Below are 16,096 nucleotides of genomic sequence, written 5' to 3'. Positions count from 1 at the left end.
TTTGAAAGCTGCAAGGCAGCAGCCAAAGTTGATGGTTGAATTATTCCGAACTTGTTTCGGGATCCCCATAGAATATTTCCAATTCAATACAGCATAACGCCGCACTCAGTGCGGCGTTTTTTTTTTGCATTAAACTCAAAACAACGGGCAGAATAAATCAAACAGATGCCTAATTTTGCGGTATGTTGGATTATATCGTAGTAGGTCTGGGTTTGGCAGGAATATCGTTCTGCGAAGTATTGGAAAGTGAAGGCAAAAGCTTTACCGTAATTGCCGATGAGTCCCAAAGAGCCTCTCTTGTGGCAGGCGGACTGTACAATCCCGTTATTTTAAAAAGGTTTACCCTAGCTTGGAGGGCCAAACAACAATTGGAACTGGTCAAGCCGTTTTATCAAAATTTAGAGGAGAAACTTGGGGTGAAAGTAGATTATGACCTTCCGGTGTGGCGCAAGTTTGCCTCGGTGGAAGAACAAAACCTTTGGTTCGAGGCAGCCGATCGTCCCGGTCTGGATTACTTTTTGTCCACTAACATCCATCCGAACACCAATCCCGCCATTGATGCTTCGCACGGTTTTGGCGAAGTAAAACATACAGGCAGAGTAGATACCAATACCATGGTAAGTGCCTACAAAACCTACTTGGAACAAGCAGGGAAATGTATAAAGGAGTCTTTCGATTATGATGCCTTTTCTATTGAAGAGGATAGTGTCACCTATAAAGGAACCGTCGCCAAAAAAATAGTTTTTGCCTGTGGATATGGCCTGAAACAAGACCCTTATTTTGGATACTTGCCCTTGAACGGAACCAAAGGGGAGTTGCTGGTCATCCATGCTCCGGATTACCAAGAGCAGCATGTGATCAAATCCTCAGTGTTTACCATTCCCATGGAGAACGACCGCTATTTGGTGGGTGCCACTTACAAATGGAAGGATAAGACCAACGAACCCACGGAAGCCTCCAAGAACGAACTCTTGGAAAAGCTACGAACGTTTTTGAAATGTGATTTTGAGGTTGTGGACCATGTTGCAGGTATTCGTCCTACGGTGGTGGACCGTCGGCCCTTGGTGGGTAGTCATCCAGAGCATCAAAACCTTTATGTACTAAATGGATTTGGTTCCCGAGGAGTACTTATTGGACCCTATGCTTCGCGCCAACTTTTCGATTATATTGAAAATGACAGGGAATTAGATCCCGAAATGGACATCCAACGATTCACAAAAAAATACTATGCCGTTTAGCTTTTGGCGACGGCTTCGTGCTTTTTGACGGAAGAAGGGTCGTACTTTACAAAAAAGTTAATCCAAATATTTCGGGAAAGTCGGATAATGACGGGCATAAAAACCACTAATGTACCTACAATAGTAATAAAGGCTGTCGGTAGTGATGCGCCCAAGAACAAAAAGGAAATCACAAAAGCGGCCACTGCAAAGGCAATCCCCACCCCATAGCTCACGTACATGGCGCCGTAGAAAAAAGAAGGCTCTATTTTATACTTCAAACCGCAATGGGAGCATCTCTCGTTCATCTTAAAAATCTTGGACAACGCATACGGGTTGGAATTTTCATACATGCTCTCCTCATGGCATCTTGGACAGTTTCCTGTTAAAATGCTGTACATTTTGGTTCCTTTTTTTAACATTTGCACGGCTTTTGTACAAAAGTATACATTCGCCAATTAAAGTTTTGTAATCAAGGTCACATAAAAATGCTAAATGTTCACAATCTTTCCGTAGCCTTTGGAGGCGAATACCTGTTCGAGGAAATATCCTTCCGTCTTAATGGGGGCGACCGCGTAGGCCTTATCGGGAAGAACGGTGCGGGTAAATCTACCATGCTCAAATTGCTGGCCAAGGAAATGCCCTTGGATGAAGGAGCTATTGCCACCGAAAAGAACATCAGGATTGGCTTTCTGAAGCAGGATATCGATTTTGAAGAGGGCCGGACCGTGCTGGAAGAATCCTATCAAGCGTTCTCTGAGATCAAGGAGATGGAACTGAAATTGGACGAGATCAATACCGCCTTGGCAGAGCGCACCGATTATGAAAGTGACGGGTACCATCAACTCATGGTAGACCTGAACGATGTGACCCATCGTTATGAAATTTTAGGTGGCTACAACTATCAAGGTGATACCGAAAAGGTGCTTTTGGGTCTAGGATTCAAAAGGGAGGACTTCAATAAGCTCACCGATACATTTTCGGGAGGATGGCGCATGCGGATAGAGCTGGCCAAACTGCTATTGCAAAACAATGATGTGTTACTGCTGGATGAGCCTACCAACCACTTGGATATTGAGTCCATCATTTGGTTGGAGCAATTCCTTCGCAATTTTACGGGAGCGGTGGTAATCGTTTCCCACGATAAAATGTTCTTGGACAATGTGACTAACAGAACCATCGAGATTTCATTGGGTAGGATTTACGATTACAACAAACCCTATTCCCAATTTTTGGTGCACCGCCAAGAAATCAAGGAGCAACAATTGAGCGCGCAGAAAAACCAAGAAAAACAGATACAGCAGACCGAACGGCTGATTGAAAAGTTTCGGGCCAAATCCAGTAAGGCTTCCATGGCGCAGTCCTTGATCAAAAAACTGGACAAAATGGACCGTATCGAGGTGGATGAGGAGGACAATAGCGTGATGAATGTGCGCTTCCCCGTATCGGTCACTCCAGGTAAGGTGGTTGCCGAACTCAACGGAATCTCCAAAAGTTACGGTCCCAAAAAAGTACTGCAAGATATCGACCTCATGGTGGATAGAGGCAGCAAAACGGCCTTTGTGGGGCAAAATGGACAAGGAAAAACCACCTTGGCCAAAATTATGGTAGGTGAACTGGATTACAAGGGAGACCTAAAAATGGGCCACAATGTCCAATTGGGCTATTTTGCCCAAAACCAAGCCGAATACCTTGATGGGAACAAGACCATTTTGGATACCATGATCGATGCCGCCAACGAAACCAATCGAAGTAAAGTGAGGGATATTTTGGGTTCCTTCCTTTTTAGGGGCGATGAGGTGGATAAGTACGTAAAGGTGCTGTCAGGTGGGGAACGAAACCGCTTGGCACTAGCCAAAATGTTGTTGCAGCCCTTCAATGTGCTCGTAATGGACGAACCTACTAACCATTTGGACATCAAATCCAAAAATGTATTGAAACAAGCACTTCAAAATTTCGAAGGAACCTTGATCTTAGTCTCCCACGACCGTGATTTTCTCCAAGGGCTAACCGATAGGGTATATGAATTTAAGGATGGGGGTATCAAGGAATTTTTGGGCGATATCGATTTTTATCTGGAGCAACGGAAAATGGAAGACTTCAGAAGTGTGGAAAAGGGCGATGCAAAAAAAGAGGCAACCAAGTCCGAAGAAAAACCGAAGGAGAACGAGTATCACGTCCAAAAGAAGCAAAAATCCCTAAAGAATAAGTTGAGCGGGGTAGAAAAGAGGATATCCCAGCTCGAAAAACAGATTGCTGATATTGACCATGATTTGCTGATGGATTACGATACCACCATTGCAAAGCCCAACTTTTTTGATAACTACGAAGGCAAAAAGAAGGAATTGGAATCTCTAATGGAAGATTGGGAGAGCCTATCCCATGAGCTGGAAGCATTGAATTAATCAATGCTCCAACCTTTTCACCACACATTTTATAGGATTCACAACATTAGGGTGTAAGTTCATCGATTAAAGTTGTAGGATGTTTCTCATTTTTATTACTTTGTAGGTAAATTCCTTACAACTAAATAGGAAAGATGAAAAAAGTAACCCCATTTTTCTTTTGCTTGCTGTTTGCCATCGGTATCTCTTTTGCCAGTGGACAGGTTTCCCCCGAAGAAAAAGCTGCTTTGGTGGACCTATACAATAGCACCAATGGCCCTGAATGGAATACTTCTTGGGATCTGGAAGCCCCTGCCAATACTTGGAAGGGGATAGAGGTCCAAGATGGCCATGTGACCGGGATAACATTGTTTATGAACAATTTGAACGGAGTGCTTCCAGAAAGTATAGGAAATTTAAAACATTTGACTACGCTCAACCTTGCATTCAACCAAATCACAGGAGTGCTTCCCAAGGATATTGTCAAGTTGGAAAAGTTGAAGGTACTACGTTTGGAAATGAACCGAATCAAGGGAGCCATCCCAACGGAGGTCGGCAACTTTCAGGAGCTGGAAATCTTTTCCATGTTCAATAACTTTTTGAGCGGTCCCATTCCTGAAAGCTTTGGAGAACTCAAAAACCTAAAGGAACTCAATCTTTCAAGTAATAATTTAAAGGGCATTATTCCTAGTTCAATAGGGAAACTGTCCAAATTGGAAGCACTTGGACTTTTTGAAAATATGTTGGAGGGCCAGATACCATCGGAAATTGGAAACTTGGTACAACTCAAGGAATTGGTATTGTCCAACAATCGTTTGGGTGGTGAGATTCCGGCAGAATTTGGTCAATTGGCAAGTTTGCAAATTTTACAACTTCAAAATAACCGTTTTGATTCGTTCAATGCCCTGCAAGCGATGGATTCGAAACAGTTCCTCGTTTTTGACACCGATGATAAGTCATTGAGCCCTAAATTCAAGGAAATCAATATAGATCGGACTCGAATGGCAGATACCAAATTCGAGGACGAGAACGAAAACGAGTAGTTAGTTATTACTTTAGTTTGTTTGGTTGGGGATGCCGTTTGGGGTCCCCTTTTTGTATTTGACCGGGTTTACAACGTATTTTAGGAAATATTTAACCATTGTAAAAATCGAAGGGAATAGATTTGCACAGATTAAACCAACTTACGCATGCGAAAGCTCATCATATCGGCAGTTGTTGGAGGCATTATCATCTTCGCCTCCCTGTATTTCGCTGGACTTATTGCAGACAGCAAGGATAACAGAAGACCGCCATCACAAAAAATCGTAAAGACCGTTTTTGTAGACACCGTTAAAAACACCACCGTACCCATTCGGGTTCCGGCCAATGGTAATCTGCAGGCCAAAAAAAGGTTGGAGCTTTTCTCTGAGGTACAGGGTGTGTTTAGACCTGGCAGCAAATTGTTCCGTACTGGACAGGCATACAGCGCAGGACAAACGCTTATCCGAATCGATGCCAGCGAATACTACGCAACCGTACAATCCGCTAAAAGTAATCTGTACAATTTGTTGACCTCCATTATGCCCGACTTGAGATTGGACTACCCGGAAATCTACCCCAAATGGCAACAATACCTCAATAGTTTTGATTTGGACAAGACCACTCCGGAATTACCTTCCATGGATTCGGAAAAGGAGAAATTCTTTATTACGGGGAGGGAAATCATTACGACCTATTACAATGTGAAAAATTTGGAGCAGCGTCTGACCAAATATACCATTACAGCGCCTTTTAGCGGTGTGCTGACCGAAGCATTGGTAACCGAGGGAACATTGATTCGTTCGGGGCAGAAGCTTGGCGAGTTCATCGATACAGGCCTGTACGAACTGGAAGTATCCGTGAGTAAAACCTATGGGGATTTTTTACGCGTAGGGAAAAAGGTAGAGCTGACAAATTTGGAAAAGACCCAAACCTACATGGGAGAGGTTACCCGTGTGAACAGTAGGGTAGACCAGAACTCCCAGACTATTATGGTCTACATCGAAGTTAGCGGTGACGACTTGAAAGAAGGTCAATATTTGGAAGCCAATCTTGAGGCCAAGGAAGAATCCGATGCCATTGAGATCAACCGATCACTTTTATTAGAAAACAACCAGATTTTTGTGGTTCGGGATTCTATTCTGGACCTTATGGATGTTCAACCGGTTTTCTTCACCGATAAGACTGTGGTGCTCAAGAACGTTCCCGATGGCGAAGTCATCGTGGCAAAACCCATGACAGGTGCATACGCCGGTATGTTGGTGCGCACCTTTGACGAAAGTAAATCCTAATATCGTAAGCTATGAGAAAGCTCATCTCGTATTTTATTAAATACCACATGGCAGTAAATGTCTTTATCTTGGCATTTTTTGTCTTTGGTATTGTTGGGATTCTTTCCTTGAAATCGTCCTTCTTCCCGCTGAACGAAGCCCGTAACATTACCATTTCCATTACCTATCCCGGGGCATCCCCCCAAGAAATCGAAGAAGGTATTGTTCTCAAGATAGAGGACAACCTTAAAGGTTTGGAAGGTGTAGAACGTGTTACCTCTACCTCTAGGGAAAATAGCGGTACCATTAACGTGGAAATCGAAAAGGAGCGAAATGTTGATTTTATGCTGTTGGAGGTCAAAAATGCGGTGGATAGGGTGCCCACTTTCCCAACAGGGATGGAACCATTGATTGTGGCCAAACAGGAACCGGTAAGGCCAACAATTAGTTTTGCCGTCAGCGGTAAGGACATTCCGTTGGTCACTTTAAAGCAAATAGCCCGTCAAATCGAAAACGACCTTAGGGCTATCGATGGGATTTCCCAGATTCAAATTGATGGGTATCCCGACGAAGAAATTGAAATCGCTGTTGATGAAAACAGTCTTTTGGCTTACAACCTATCCTTTGCCGATGTGGCGCAGGCCGTTTCCAATGCCAATATCTTGGTCACTGGAGGTAATATCAAGACCGTAACCGAGGAATATCTGATCAGGGCCAACAACCGCTCCTATTATGGGGACGAACTTTCCAACATCATCGTTAGGGGAGATGCTGCCGGCCGTGCCGTGCGATTAAAGGATGTTGCCATCATCAGGGACCGTTTTTCGGAAACTCCCAACGCTTCCTATTTTAATGGGGAGCTTGCGGTGAACATCACCATCACCAGTACCAACACCGAAGACTTAATGGGCTCCGCCGAAAATGTGAGGCAATATATCGAGGAGTTCAATGAAAAATATACCAATGTGCGACTGGATGTCATCGACGACCGCTCCACGACATTGACCCAACGAACCCAATTATTGACGGAGAACGCCATTGTAGGGATGATCCTTGTTTTGGTGTTCCTATCCCTTTTCTTGAATACGAGGTTGGCATTTTGGGTGGCCTTTGGACTTCCGATCGCCTTTTTGGGAATGTTCGTTTTTGCACCTATGTTCAACGTTACCATCAATGTACTTTCCCTCTTCGGGATGATCATTGTTATCGGTATTTTGGTGGATGATGGTATTGTGATCGCAGAAAACATCTATCAACATTACGAAGATGGGAAATCACCCGTGCAAGCTGCGTTGGATGGTACAATGGAAGTGATACCGCCCATTATTTCCGCTATCATCACCACTATATTGGCCTTTTCCATATTCTTGTTCTTGGATAGCCGTATCGGGGAGTTCTTCGGGGAGGTCTCGGTAATCGTGATTCTGACGCTGGTGGTATCGTTGGTAGAAGCATTGATCATACTTCCGGCACACTTGGCGCATTCCAAAGCGCTCCGTCCCCAAACGGATAAACCAAAGACAGGCATAGGCAAAGTATTTGCCAAACTGCGTGTGATCAATAAAGTTGGGGATAGGATCATGAACTATATGAGGGATAACTGGTATAGTCCAGCCCTGCGGTTTATGTTGAACTACAAATTCCTTACTTTTGCCCTGTTCTTCATGGCGTTGGCCCTCACTTTGGGTTCCATAAGTGGAGGGATTATCAGAACGGCCTTTTTCCCAAGGATTGCCAGTGATCAGGTATCTATCAACTTAACGATGCCCAATGGTACCAATGAAAAAGTGACCGATTCCATTATCAGTCTCATTCAAGATAAGGCACATATTGTAAATCAAGAACTTACGGACGAATATCTGCAGGGCATGGACAAAATGCTATTCGTCAACATGATCAAAAATTTAGGTCCGGGTGCATCAAATGCCACTCTGGAAATCAATCTATTGCCAGGTGAGGAACGCCCCGATGGCATCCGCGCCGATATGGTGACCACACGACTGCGCGAGTTGGTAGGCCCGGTCATCGGAGTGGAAAGCTTGATCTATGGTTCCGGAGGGAACTTTGGGGGAAGTCCGGTTTCGGTCTCCCTTTTGGGCAACAATATTGCCGAATTGAAGGCGGCCAAAACCGAGCTGAAACAAGCCATGGAAGCCAACGCCAATCTAAAGGATGTAACCGATAACGACCCTGCGGGAATCAAGGAAATACGATTACAGCTCAAAGAGAACGCCTACTTGCTGGGGCTCGACCTTAGAACGGTCATGAACCAAGTTCGGGGTGGATTCTTTGGTGCTCAGGCGCAACGATTCCAAAGGGGACAGGATGAAATACGGGTTTGGGTGCGCTATGATCGTGAAAATAGATCATCCATTTCCGACTTGGACGAAATGCGGATTTTGGCTCCCAGCGGTGACCGAATTCCTTTAAAGGAAATTGCCACCTACACCATTGAAAGGGGAGATGTAGCCATCAACCACTTGGAAGGAAGAAGGGAAATACAGGTTTCTTCGGATTTGACAGACCCAGAAACCACCAGTGGAACCGATGCCATGTTATGGATACGAAATGAAGTGCTTCCGGATATTTTGGCCAAATACCCATCCATCACACCTTCGTATGAGGGACAGAACCGAGAAGCCAATAAATTGATAGGTTCCTTAGGATTTGTAGGGCCAATCGTATTATTTTTAATTTTCATTGTCATATCCTTCACTTTTAGAAGCATTAGCCAACCACTCTTGTTGATATTCATGGTGCCCTTTAGCTTAACCGCTGTTGCATGGGGACACTGGATACATGGATTCCCCATTAATGTTCTTTCCATGTTGGGGATTATTGCATTGATCGGTATTATGGTGAATGATGGATTGGTGTTGATCGGTAAATTCAATATCAACCTTCGAAACGGTATGAAATTCGACGAAGCCATATATGAAGCAGGAAAATCTCGTTTTAGGGCCATCTTTTTGACATCGGTAACCACTATTGCCGGTTTGGCACCCTTACTATTGGAAAAAAGTCGTCAGGCCCAGTTCCTGAAACCTATGGCCATTTCCATTGCCTATGGAATCGGTTTTGCCACAGTGCTGACCCTGCTCATGCTCCCATTGCTACTTTCCTTTGGGAACAATGTGAAAGTATTGGCAAAACGACTTTGGACAGGGGAAGAGGTAACTCCTGAAGAAGTAGAACGCGCCATTCGGGAACAGCATGAAGAAGAAGAGATGCAATCTGGCATGGTTCACTTAAATGGAACTGATAGTTCGAATGTGCCGAAAAACAGAGAAGAAACCTCAAAAGTTGTAGAAGAGACCACATAATGAGAAGCTTTTTTAATAAACTACCCTTTATCTTACTGTTTGTTTGTTCGCTGGCCCATGCCCAAGATACGGTTTTGACCAAGGAAGAGGCCATTGCAATGGTTTTGGAAAACAATTTGGATATTCAAGTGGCTCGTAATACCAAAAAAATCGACGAGAACAATGCCGATATCCTCAATTCAGGTTATCTGCCCACAGTTTCCGGCAATGCCAGCGGAAGTATCGACAAGCAGAACTCCGAAGGTATCTTGGCCAACGGTGATGTAAGGAGCGCAGAAGGAGCCGAGACGCGCAGGTACAGCGCCGCGGTGAATGTGAACTACACCTTATTTGATGGCCTTGGAAGGTACTACAACTACAAAAGTTTTCAAGAACGCTCGGAGCAATCCGAGTTGGAAGTTAGGCAAACAATCGAGACCACCATTCTTCAATTGTTTACCGTGTACTACGAGGCGGCACGCCTCACCGAAAACACGAATACCTTGGAACAGGCCTTGGAGATTTCAAAGGATAGGCTCAAAAGGGCCCAATATCAATTTGAGTTTGGACAAAATACCGGGTTGGACGTACTGAATGCCGAAGTGGACATCAATACGGATAGCATCAATCTATTGAATTCTAGACAGCAGCTACGAAATACGATGCGCGACCTGAATTTGATTTTGAACCGTGACCTTTCCGCCCAATTTGAAGCTGATACTACGGTTACTTTTGTTCCGGGACTTCAAATGGAAAATATGTACAACGAGGCCCAGATGAACAATGTTAGGCTCCAGATTGCGGAAAAGAACATCAATATGGGGCGATATGATATCAGGGTAGCGCGTAGTGGGTTTTTACCTACCATTGGCCTGACGGGAACCTACGGTTGGAACGAATCCAACAACAATAGCCCATTGGCATTCGTATTGCAAAATACATCAACCGGGGTCACTGGAGCCATAAACCTTACTTGGAACCTGTTTGACGGTGGTACGACCATTACGGGGATAAAAAACGCCAAGATAGCCTACCAAAATCAGGAGATTGCCAAAAAGCAAATCCAATTGGAGGTGGAACGCGATATCCGCAACGCATGGGACAGTTATACCAATGCCCTATACGTATTGGAAGTCCAAGAAAAAAACCTGCAGACCAACCAGAACAACTTTAAACGTACTGACGAGCGATACAAATTGGGGCAGGTGACCTCCATTGAATTTAGGCAGGCCCAGTTGAACCTTTTGAACGCTGAATTGGCCAAGAGTCAGGCAAAATACAATGCGAAATTGGCCGAGCTTCAAATGCTTCAAGTGAGTGGTCAATTGCTGAATGTAGAATTTTAGATATGTTCGAGCATTTTTTCCAATGTCCGTACTGTTGGGAAGAAATATCTTTTTTGCTCGATACTTCCATTCCCGAACAGACCTATGTAGAAGATTGCGAAGTATGCTGCAATCCCATAGAGGCTACAGCACAATGTAGACAACAGGAACTGGTTTTCTTCGAGGCGAGGGAATTGGGCCAGTAAAGGACACCACTTTTTACTTATTCAATCCGAGAGGTGATGAATGTATGCCGATTGGTTACTGATAGATTCTCACATAATCGATTTCGAGGGTACCTTCGGTAAAATCTGCTGGGACTTCACCTCCAAGATTACCGCCCATGGCAATGTTCAGAATCAAATAGTGTGGATGGTTGAACGGTTTGTCATTGGAATTGGGCAATTCGTATACCAACGTATCGTCCACATAAGTTTTGATGCTCTCACTGCTCCACTCCATGGCATACACATGGAATTCGGAAGAAGCATTCACTACTTTTGTTTCTCCTCCAATTTCTTTGTAGACCTTTGTGTTCAAGTCGCCCCAATGGAAATGGGAAATGGTACTGTCTTTGTCCCAACCGGTTTGCTCCATAATATCGATTTCTCCAGAAAGTGGCCATCCCACACTGCCATACTGGTCATCGAAGTAATTTCCGGTTTCGTCCACATTGGCGCCCAGCGTCCAAATGGCTGGCCAAGTCCCGGCCGAGCTGGGTAATTTGGCCCGTACCTCCACACGTCCATACGTAAAGGCAAATTTTGCGTTCATCCGGGCCGAAGTATATTCCTTTTGACTTCCTTGGTATGCATAAGGTTCCTTAAGTGCCTTTATTTTGAGGGAGCCTTTGCTGACAATGGAGTTTTCTTCCCTGTTGGTATAATGTTGTAGTTCATCATTGTGCCAACTGCCATTATTCGGGGGTATCACTTGATGGTGCCATTTGCTAGGGTCGGGCCTTCCATCCAACTCGAATTCGTCAACAAACACCAAGTTATCAAAAGTGTTTTGGTGCGTGCTTTTTTCAATGGTTGGAACATCTTGACCAAGAAGGCCAAGGCTTAGTAAAAGAAAAATGAAACTTCTCAAAATAATACAAGTTTGATAGTCGTAAAACTACTAAACAAAAGCGGGATAGCGGTGGTGCATGCTGTCTAAGCTTTTCTTTTTTGTGTGTAGAGTATCGAGATTCCGATACAGGCCCCTATAAACGCCAAACAACCTCCTACCACACTGGAGTAATTCACCCCTAAGCCAAAAACCATGGGCAACCCTCCAAAATAGGCTCCGGAAGCATTGCCCATATTAAAGGCACTTTGGTTCATCGAGGAACCCAGTTTTTCGGCACCTTTGGCCGCCCGGATAATAGCAATTTGAATGGGTGCGGTTATCGAAAAGGTAATCACGCCAACAATAAAGCTCAGCACAAATACAGCAATGGTATATTCCGCCAGAATGGAATTCAGTATTAGTACGGTCGTCATGGAAAGCATACTGATGACCACCGACCTGACCGGATTAAAGATTTCTACCATGCGTGCGCCCAAAAAATTGCCCAAGAACATACCACAGCCCGCTACAATCATGACATACCCTACATAGGATTCGGGCAATATGGTTGTTGAAATAACCAGCGGGGCAATGTAACTGTACCAGGCAAAGAAACCTCCCGACCCTATGGTGGTCAATGCGATAAGTGCCCATAATTTTTTGTTTTTCAACCCGGGAGAGGGATTTGCGCCTTCAGTATCATCAATACTTTCCAGATTCTCTTTGGGCATCCAAAAATAAAGACTGGATAAGGTGGCGATTCCAGCAAATCCTACCAATATAAAGGAGTAGCTCCAATGGATTTCTTGGCCGATATAGGTGCCCAATGGCACACCTAAAATATTGGCAACGGTCAGCCCCGAGAACATTACTGCCATTGCTTGGGCCGCCTTTCCGGGCCTTGCCAAATAGCCCGACACCACGGCACCAATACCAAAAAACGCCCCATGGGGCATGCCCGATAAAAATCGGAACAGCATCATTACCCAATAGTTGCCCGAGAAGGCCGATAAGGTATTGAACACGGTGAACCATAGCATCAAGAACAACAATGTCTTTTTCGGATTTAAATGGGTGGTGATCCGTGCCATGAACGGTCCTCCAATCACGACCCCAAGGGCATAGATAGCGATAAAATGGCCAGCTTTGGGGATGGATATGTCCAAGGAATCGGCAATATTGGGTAGAATCCCCATAATAACGAACTCGGTTAGGCCTATGCCAAAGCCGCCGATAGCAAGTGATAGCAGGGCTTTTTTGTTGGTGGGTTGCGTAGTGTTCTTCAAGCGTGTTTTATTAAGGGGCAAAGGTAATGGCTAGGAATGAAACTGGTTAGGGAAAGTCATTCGAAATCGATGTGCGAATCGGTTGTGTTCAAAACAAAAAAAAGCTCCTTGAAATTTCAAGGAGCTTTCTAGTAGCGGGGACTGGACTCGAACCAGCGACCTTCGGGTTATGAGCCCGACGAGCTACCTACTGCTCTACCCCGCGGTTTATATTTTAATGTTGCCTGCGGTTGCAACTATATTTCAATTTTTCAAAGCGAGGAGCCCGACGAGCGGACCCTGTGCTGAGCGTAGCCGAAGCATACTGCTCTACCCCGCGATATGGACGGCAAATATACAACGCTTTTCCTGTCATTTCCAAACTTAAATTTAATATTCCATTTTCCTTAACATCTATCCCGTCCAAAATCCATAAATTCGACGTTTTTACCTTATGGACGCAATCAACGAGTTTATATCCTCCCTCTTGCCCTATACGGAGTGGCCCATGTTTATCTTGCTAATAGGTGGAGGGCTGTTTTTGGCATTCTATTCCAAATTCGCACCCTTCCGTTATTTTGGACATGCCATTGCCGTGGTTTCTGGAAAGTATGATGACAAAAATGCCAAAGGGGATGTCAGTTCTTTTCAGGCATTGTCCGCTGCTGTTGCCGCTACGGTAGGCTTGGGCAATATCTCAGGAGTGGCCATTGCCATCCATGATGGCGGTCCGGGCGTGGTCTTTTGGATTTGGATGACCGCACTCTTGGGTATGGGAATCAAATTTTATTCGGGCAGTTTGGCCATCATGTACCGCGGCACCGATTCCGAGGGACATATGCAAGGTGGGCCCATGTTCTACATCACCCAAGGCATGGGGAAATGGGCAAAGCCCATGGCCATTTTTTTCAGTATTTGCGGACTTTTTGGCTTTTTGGGCGTTTTTACCGCCAATCAATTTACGGAAGCCTTTATGGGCGTGGTGCAACCTCATGAAACACTTTTGGCGACCAGTGAGTTCAACTGGAAGCTCGGTATCGGATTTTTCTTGGCGATCATCACATCGATTGTGATTTTTGGTGGTCTCACCAAAATTGCCAAAGTAGCCTCTGCCATCGTTCCCTTTATGGTAGGGGTATATTTGTTGGCGGTCATATTTGTGATGGCAAGTCATGCAGGGGAGGTTTTCCCCGCCCTCAAAATGATTCTTGTCGAGGCCTGGAACTTCGATACAGCGGTCACTGGCGGATTCTGGGGCTTGGTCATCGTTGGGGTTCGCAGGGCCATGTTCTCCAATGAGGCCGGACTGGGTAGTGCGCCCATGTACCACGGGCAATCCCGGAACGATGAACCTGCCAAGGAAGGATTGGTGGCCATGTTGGGTCCATTTATAGATACCATATTGGTATGTACCTTCACCGCGGTGGTGATTATTTTGAGCGGAGCCTATCTGGAAGACGGTAGTGGTATTGTGATGACCATGTCCGCTTTCGAAACCACACTGTATGGCATGGGAGATGTACTTTTGATGGTGATTGTAGCTGCGTTTGCATTGTCTACCTTGTTTACCTATTCCTACTACGGGGTGAAGAGTTTATCATTTTTGACCAACGCCAAAATCGGAAAATGGTACAATGTGTTCTTTGTAGTGATGATCGTTTTTGCTGCAGTGGCTTCCTTAAAATTGGTCAAAAACTTGATCGACCTCTCTTATGCATTGATGGTAATTCCCAATATGATCGCAGTGTTGTATCTTTCACCAAAGGTGAACGAAGCATCCAAACAATATTTTGAAAAAAGAAGAAACGGTGGCGCATAAATCAGGATTTGTAAATATTATCGGCAACCCCAACGTTGGGAAATCCACGTTGATGAATGCTTTTGTGGGTGAAAAACTGTCCATTATCACCTCCAAGGCGCAGACCACCCGTCACCGCATCTTGGGAATCGTGAATGGGGAAGATTTTCAGGTGATTTTGTCCGATACCCCCGGGATTATAAAACCAGCCTACGAATTACAAACCTCCATGATGGACTTTGTAAAGTCCGCTTTTGAGGATGCCGATGTGCTCCTCTACATGGTGGAAATCGGGGAAAAGGCGCTCAAGGATGAATCCTTCTTCAAAAAAATACAGAACAGCAAAATTCCTGTGCTGTTGCTCCTCAATAAAATTGACAAATCCGACCAGCAGACACTGGAAGAGCAAATGCAATATTGGCAAGAGCAGTTGCCCAATGCCGAAATTCACCCTATCTCCGCTTTGGAAAACTTCAATGTTACCGAAGTCTTCAACCGTATTTTGGAATTATTGCCTGAAGCACCGCCCTATTACCCCAAGGATCAGATAACCGACAAGCCCGAACGCTTTTTTGTGAACGAGACCATCCGGGAAAAAATCCTGCTCCATTACAAAAAGGAAATCCCTTACGCCGTTGAGGTAGAAACCGAGGAGTTTTTGGAAGATGAAGATATCATCCGAATCCGTTCCGTGATTATGGTGGAGCGCGATACACAAAAAGGAATCATTATTGGCCACAAAGGCAGTGCCCTAAAAAGGGTGGGCGTGGAATCTCGAAAGGATTTGGAGAAGTTTTTTGCCAAGCAGGTGCACATCGAACTTTATGTAAAAGTGAACAAAAACTGGCGTAGCAACTCACAGCAGCTCAGACGCTTTGGGTACAATGGTTAGGATTCGTCCCCAACGCGCTCAAAAGGAGCAATAGTCTCCCGAACAAATTGCTTCAGTTGTTCCATTTGTCCCTTTCCCTTCGATTTTCCCAAGCGACCAAACGCATAAAGGGCAAACCACAGCACCACCAAAAGGAACATGCCTACCAAAAAGAGGGTAATATCCTTGCCCAAGGAATAATTGGAATAGGCAAATATGCCCAAAATGATAAAAACCGTACCCACACCAAAATGCAGGAACATAAAAAAGGTCCAAAGGGTAGGATTGGGACCAAAAACCCCTCGAATATTGCTAATGTGCTCTTCAAAAGAGGATAGTTCCAAATGAAGTTGAGGCGTCCAAAAGGTGGTTTCCGCCTTTTTGAACTTCACAAAAATATGTTCGTCCAGTCGTTTGATCAAAAACGGATGGGCCGAAGTGGTATTGAAAGTAGCCTCCAAATCCTTTAAATCCGCCTTTACGGACACGCGAAAACGGGGCCTTAAAACTAGCTCATTGGTCAGGTCGCTCATAATCATTTGAAAATGATGAAAAAAGGTATCATTTTTTCTTCATAATAAATGGTATTT

At 44.8% G+C, this 16,096-nt stretch carries 13 protein-coding genes and 1 tRNA gene; 9 read left to right on the top strand and 5 right to left on the bottom strand.

Annotation, left to right across the window (positions count from 1 at the left end; all coding sequences use genetic code 11):
- Nucleotides 1–182 precede the first annotated feature (182 nt).
- The gene (locus GGE08_RS14940; RefSeq protein WP_179385687.1) at nt 183–1,238 is read left to right on the top strand and encodes an NAD(P)/FAD-dependent oxidoreductase; all 1,056 of its coding nucleotides are present in this window, start codon (nt 183–185) and stop codon (nt 1,236–1,238) included.
- Here GGE08_RS14940 and GGE08_RS14935 read toward each other — a convergent pair.
- Nucleotides 1,235–1,639 carry a DUF983 domain-containing protein gene (locus GGE08_RS14935; RefSeq protein ID WP_179385686.1) on the bottom strand — a complete coding sequence of 135 codons (405 nt, stop codon included), beginning with the start codon at nt 1,637–1,639 and terminating at the stop codon, nt 1,235–1,237. The two genes, GGE08_RS14940 and GGE08_RS14935, sit on opposite strands and share 4 nt — an antisense overlap.
- A 66-nt stretch (nt 1,640–1,705) precedes the next feature.
- On the opposite strand from GGE08_RS14935, the gene GGE08_RS14930 reads away from it, so the two are divergent.
- The 6 genes from GGE08_RS14930 (at nt 1,706) to GGE08_RS14905 (ending at nt 10,725) form a co-directional block, all read left to right on the top strand.
- Nucleotides 1,706–3,622, top strand: a complete 1,917-nt coding sequence (locus GGE08_RS14930; protein WP_179385685.1) for an ABC-F family ATP-binding cassette domain-containing protein — start codon at nt 1,706–1,708, stop codon at nt 3,620–3,622.
- A gap of 134 nt (nt 3,623–3,756) precedes the next feature.
- Nucleotides 3,757–4,644, top strand: coding sequence for a leucine-rich repeat domain-containing protein (locus tag GGE08_RS14925; protein ID WP_179385684.1), 888 nt, complete (start codon nt 3,757–3,759; stop codon nt 4,642–4,644).
- Between the two features lie 147 nt (nt 4,645–4,791).
- Entirely contained in the window at nt 4,792–5,913 is a 1,122-nt protein-coding gene (locus tag GGE08_RS14920) for an efflux RND transporter periplasmic adaptor subunit (RefSeq protein WP_179385683.1), read from the top strand.
- An 11-nt stretch (nt 5,914–5,924) separates the two neighbouring features.
- Complete coding sequence (locus GGE08_RS14915; protein ID WP_179385682.1) at nt 5,925–9,215, top strand: efflux RND transporter permease subunit; 3,291 nt, start codon at nt 5,925–5,927, stop codon at nt 9,213–9,215.
- A complete protein-coding gene (locus tag GGE08_RS14910) occupies nt 9,215–10,540 on the top strand; it encodes a TolC family protein (RefSeq protein ID WP_179385681.1) in 1,326 nt (441 codons plus the stop codon). The genes GGE08_RS14915 and GGE08_RS14910 overlap by 1 nt, the downstream gene beginning before the upstream one ends.
- 2 nt (nt 10,541–10,542) lie before the next feature.
- Nucleotides 10,543–10,725, top strand: a complete 183-nt coding sequence (locus GGE08_RS14905) for a CPXCG motif-containing cysteine-rich protein (RefSeq protein WP_179385680.1) — start codon at nt 10,543–10,545, stop codon at nt 10,723–10,725.
- A 55-nt stretch (nt 10,726–10,780) separates the two neighbouring features.
- On the opposite strand, the gene GGE08_RS14900 is transcribed toward GGE08_RS14905, so the two are convergent.
- The 3 genes from GGE08_RS14900 to GGE08_RS14890 form a co-directional block, all read right to left on the bottom strand.
- Nucleotides 10,781–11,611: a family 16 glycosylhydrolase gene (locus GGE08_RS14900; RefSeq protein ID WP_218847559.1), complete on the bottom strand. Its 831-nt coding sequence runs from the start codon at nt 11,609–11,611 to the stop codon at nt 10,781–10,783.
- A gap of 65 nt (nt 11,612–11,676) precedes the next feature.
- Nucleotides 11,677–12,858, bottom strand: a complete 1,182-nt coding sequence (locus tag GGE08_RS14895) for an MFS transporter (protein WP_179385679.1) — start codon at nt 12,856–12,858, stop codon at nt 11,677–11,679.
- 132 nt (nt 12,859–12,990) lie between these two features.
- Nucleotides 12,991–13,063 (bottom strand) — tRNA-Met (locus tag GGE08_RS14890).
- A gap of 228 nt (nt 13,064–13,291) precedes the next feature.
- On the opposite strand from GGE08_RS14890, the gene GGE08_RS14885 reads away from it, so the two are divergent.
- Nucleotides 13,292–14,656, top strand: a complete 1,365-nt coding sequence (locus GGE08_RS14885; protein ID WP_179385678.1) for a sodium:alanine symporter family protein — start codon at nt 13,292–13,294, stop codon at nt 14,654–14,656.
- Nucleotides 14,646–15,527, top strand: coding sequence for a GTPase Era (gene era, locus GGE08_RS14880; RefSeq protein WP_179385740.1), 882 nt, complete (start codon nt 14,646–14,648; stop codon nt 15,525–15,527). The genes GGE08_RS14885 and era overlap by 11 nt, the downstream gene beginning before the upstream one ends.
- Here the strand turns inward: era and GGE08_RS14875 are convergent.
- A complete protein-coding gene (locus tag GGE08_RS14875; RefSeq protein ID WP_179385677.1) occupies nt 15,524–16,039 on the bottom strand; it encodes a GTP-binding protein in 516 nt (171 codons plus the stop codon). The two genes, era and GGE08_RS14875, sit on opposite strands and share 4 nt — an antisense overlap.
- Nucleotides 16,040–16,096 lie beyond the last annotated feature (57 nt).

This window comes from Allomuricauda sp. ARW1Y1 (assembly GCF_013407935.1).
GTDB lineage: Bacteria > Bacteroidota > Bacteroidia > Flavobacteriales > Flavobacteriaceae > Flagellimonas.
This window is presented reverse-complemented; position numbering and strand designations above follow the sequence as displayed.

What these genes read in the sequence shown, in the direction of transcription:
- GGE08_RS14940 (WP_179385687.1), top strand. Translation starts at nt 183, where the DNA reads ATGTTGGATTATATCGTAGTAGGTCTGGGTTTGGCAGGAATATCGTTC.
- GGE08_RS14935 (WP_179385686.1), bottom strand. Translation starts at nt 1,639, where the DNA reads ATGTTAAAAAAAGGAACCAAAATGTACAGCATTTTAACAGGAAACTGT.
- GGE08_RS14930 (WP_179385685.1), top strand. Translation starts at nt 1,706, where the DNA reads ATGCTAAATGTTCACAATCTTTCCGTAGCCTTTGGAGGCGAATACCTG.
- GGE08_RS14925 (WP_179385684.1), top strand. Translation starts at nt 3,757, where the DNA reads ATGAAAAAAGTAACCCCATTTTTCTTTTGCTTGCTGTTTGCCATCGGT.
- GGE08_RS14920 (WP_179385683.1), top strand. Translation starts at nt 4,792, where the DNA reads ATGCGAAAGCTCATCATATCGGCAGTTGTTGGAGGCATTATCATCTTC.
- GGE08_RS14915 (WP_179385682.1), top strand. Translation starts at nt 5,925, where the DNA reads ATGAGAAAGCTCATCTCGTATTTTATTAAATACCACATGGCAGTAAAT.
- GGE08_RS14910 (WP_179385681.1), top strand. Translation starts at nt 9,215, where the DNA reads ATGAGAAGCTTTTTTAATAAACTACCCTTTATCTTACTGTTTGTTTGT.
- GGE08_RS14905 (WP_179385680.1), top strand. Translation starts at nt 10,543, where the DNA reads ATGTTCGAGCATTTTTTCCAATGTCCGTACTGTTGGGAAGAAATATCT.
- GGE08_RS14885 (WP_179385678.1), top strand. Translation starts at nt 13,292, where the DNA reads ATGGACGCAATCAACGAGTTTATATCCTCCCTCTTGCCCTATACGGAG.
- GGE08_RS14875 (WP_179385677.1), bottom strand. Translation starts at nt 16,039, where the DNA reads ATGAGCGACCTGACCAATGAGCTAGTTTTAAGGCCCCGTTTTCGCGTG.